This is a genomic window from Mycobacterium sp., from assembly GCF_049802695.1.
In the GTDB taxonomy this organism is placed as follows: domain Bacteria; phylum Actinomycetota; class Actinomycetes; order Mycobacteriales; family Mycobacteriaceae; genus Mycobacterium.
This window is the reverse complement of record NZ_JBARMY010000556.1, coordinates 1-3,266: the sequence shown is the minus strand read 5'-3', so window position 1 is coordinate 3,266 and position 3,266 is coordinate 1. Positions and strand designations below refer to the sequence as shown.

The 3,266-nt window shown below is 67.8% G+C and carries 3 protein-coding genes; all 3 read left to right on the top strand.

Features of this window, described 5'->3' with window-relative positions; translation table 11 throughout:
• The coding region (locus tag WA317_RS21930) for a GDP-mannose 4,6-dehydratase (RefSeq protein ID WP_425175033.1) at positions 1-794 on the top strand (794 nt) is incomplete at its 5' end.
• Positions 795-887: 93 nt separating this feature from the next.
• Complete coding sequence (locus tag WA317_RS21925; protein WP_425175032.1) at positions 888-2,528, top strand: carbamoyltransferase family protein; 1,641 nt, start codon at positions 888-890, stop codon at positions 2,526-2,528.
• Positions 2,525-3,266, top strand: a 742-nt coding sequence (locus WA317_RS21920) for a glycosyltransferase family 2 protein (RefSeq protein WP_425175031.1), incomplete at its 3' end; no start/stop codon positions are given. The genes WA317_RS21925 and WA317_RS21920, both read left to right, overlap by 4 nt.

Genomic DNA, 3,266 nt, shown 5'->3' with positions numbered 1-3,266 from the left:
TCGAACACGACATCACCGAACACTCCGCAGATCCACGGCTGCGCGGGTCGTTCGACGTGGTCTTTCACCTCGCCTCACCGGCGTCGCCGCCGGACTACCTGAGATTGCCGGTAGAGACCCTTCGGGTCGGTTCGCAGGGCACCGCGGTCGCGCTCGAGATCGCCGAACGTTGCGGTTCGCGTCTGATTCTGGCTTCGACCAGCGAGGTCTACGGTGATCCGCTGGCCCATCCGCAATCGGAAACCTATTGGGGCAACGTCAATCCAATCGGTCCGCGCAGCGTCTACGACGAGGCCAAGCGGTTCGCCGAAGCACTGGTGTTCGCTCACCACCGCACCCGGGGCGCCGATGTGGCAGTGGCGCGCATCTTCAACACCTACGGTCCGCGGATGCGGGCCGACGACGGCCGCATGGTGCCCAACTTCTGCCTGCAGGCGCTAGGCAACGAGCCGATCACCGTCGCGGGCAGCGGTCATCAGACCCGCTCGCTGTGCCACGTCGACGACACCGTGGCTGGTCTGATTGCGTTGGCCGCCAGCGACGTCACCGGCCCGGTGAATATCGGGAACCCTACCGAGATGACTGTGCTGCGCGTCGCCGAGATGATCCGTGATCAGGCGGACAGCACCTCAGCGATCCATCACATTCCCGCCGTACAAGATGATCCGCAACGCCGCTGCCCGGACATCGCCCGGGCGCGCGAACTGCTGGGCTGGGAGCCGAAGGTCGACGCTGAAGACGGACTGGCCGAAACCGTCGACTGGTTCCGTACGAAGGTCGCTTCGCTGCGCTGACCGTTTAGTGCCGAGAAGTGTGGGTAACTGCTTCCCAAAGCAAAATACATATATGCGGTTTGCTACCCGACTCCGCGACCCGAGGGGAGCTTGATGCGGATTCTCGGCATCAACGCGGTCTTCCATGACCCGGCGGCGGCGCTCGTCGTCGACGGACAGGTCGTTGCAGCCGCCGAGGAGGAGCGGTTCTCCCGGCGTAAACACGGCAAACAGGCAGTCGCCTTCTCCACCTGGGAGATGCCTACCGCGGCTGCCCGATGGTGCCTGCAGCAGGGTGGGATCACCGCAGCTGACCTGGACGCCGTCGGCTACTCCTACGACCCGGCGCTGGCCGAGGTGGCCGGCGATGTGATCGACGGCCAGGACAAGGATTGGGAGTATCTGCGGACCCTCTACGCGCGTCGCGCGCCGCGGTTCCTGGCCGCGGCCCTGCCTGGTCTGGATCCGGGGATCGTCCGCCATGTGCGCCACCACGTCGCACATGCGGCGTCGACGTCGCTGGCTTCGCCGCAACCCGACAGCGCGGTGCTGGTCGTCGACGGACGCGGTGAGGCCACCTCGATGCTGGCCGGAGAGTACCGCGACGGAAAGCTCGATATCCTTGCTTCACAACAGCTTCCGCATTCACTGGGCCTGCTCTACGAGAATCTGACCGAGTACCTGGGCTTCAACCGGTCCAGTGACGAGTACAAGGTGATGGCGATGGGCTCCTACGGGAGTCCCTCCTACGCCGACCGGCTGCGCGAACTGGTGTACGCCTGCGGCGACGGAACGTTCCGCACCGAATCGATCGACTTCGCTGAGTTCACCGCGCCCCGCGGCCCGGGCGACACCGGCTTGGACCCGGCGCATGCCGACCTGGCCTGCAGCGTGCAGCGGGTGCTCGAGGAGGTGTTGCTCGAGCTGGTCGGCTGGCTACGGACTCGGACCACATCCGACGCGCTCTGCCTGGCCGGCGGTGTGGCACTGAACTGCGTGGCCAACACCCGGCTGTTCGCCGAGGGCGGTTTCACCGACATCTGGGTTCAGCCCGCATCAGGTGACGCCGGCACCGCGCTCGGAGCGGCGCTGGCGCTGGCCGCTGAGCACCGCGAGCCGATCGCGCCGATGCCGTCAGCTTCGCTGGGCCGGAGCTGGACCGACGACGAGGTGGCTGCCATTCTCGACGAGGCCGACATCAACTACGAGCGGCCAGCCGACATCGCGACCGCGGTGGCCGACGCGCTGGCCGGCAACGCGCTGGTCGGATGGTTCCAGGGCCGCTCCGAATTCGGTCCGCGGGCGCTGGGCAACCGATCTCTGCTGGCCGACCCGCGCGACACGGCCAACCTGGAACGCCTTAACCGGGTCAAAGGCCGCGAGCAGTTCCGGCCGGTGGCCCCGATGGTGCTCGTCGAGCATGCCGCGGAGATCTTCTCGCGCGGACCTCTGCCGAGCCCCTACATGCTGTTCGTGCACGACGTGGCCGAGGAGTGGCGCGACCGTATCCCGGCGGTCACTCACGTCGACTGCACGGCGCGCATCCAGACGGTGGACGCCGATCGGCCGCTGTTACACCGCATGATTTCGGCGTTCGCCGAGCGCACCGGCGTTCCGGTGGTGGTGAACACCAGCTTCAACACCGCGGGACGGCCGATGGTGGACAGCCCGCGCGACGCGCTGGAGTGCTTCGGCAGCGCACCGCTGGACGTACTTGCCATCGGACCCTTCATGATTCGGCGGCACGCCCAATGACGACCGCGTATGCGGTGGTGGTTCCGACGATCGGCCGACCTTCATTGGACCGGCTACTGTCCGCGCTGGACGCCGAGTCCGGACCGCAACCGGCCGCGGTGGTCGTGGTCGACGATCGTCCCGCGCCCAAGCAGCCGTTGACGCTGCCCGACACGGATCTGCCTGTCAAAGTGCTGCGTTCGGGGGGCCGTGGCCCGGCCGCGGCCCGCAATGTCGGCTGGCGAAGCATTGTTGCTGACTGGGTCTGCTTCCTCGACGACGACGTCGTGCCGGGGCGGGACTGGTACGACGAATTGGCAAGCGATCTGCGGCAAGTCGACGATTCGGTGGTCGGGTCACAGGGCACCATCACCGTCCCGGCGCCCCTACGGCAGGGAAGCCCGCGACGGCCCACCGACGACGAGCGGCGCACGCTGGGGCTGGCCACCGCGCAGTGGATCACCGCCGATATGGCCTATCGGCGCTCGGCGCTGGTGTCGTGCGGCGGATTCGACGAACGCTTCCCGCGGGCCTATCGCGAAGACGCCGACATCGCGCTGCGCCTGACCCGGGCCGGCGGGCGAATTGTCCAGGGCGCTCGGCACACCGAGCATCCGGTGCCCGTCGGCCGTCCCTCGGTACTGAACAGCGTGCGCGCGCAGCGCGGCAATCGGGACGATGCGTTGATGCGCCGCAAACACGGCCGCGGCTGGCGCCCGGCGATCGGTGAGGGTCGGGGCCGGCTCCCGATCCATGTGC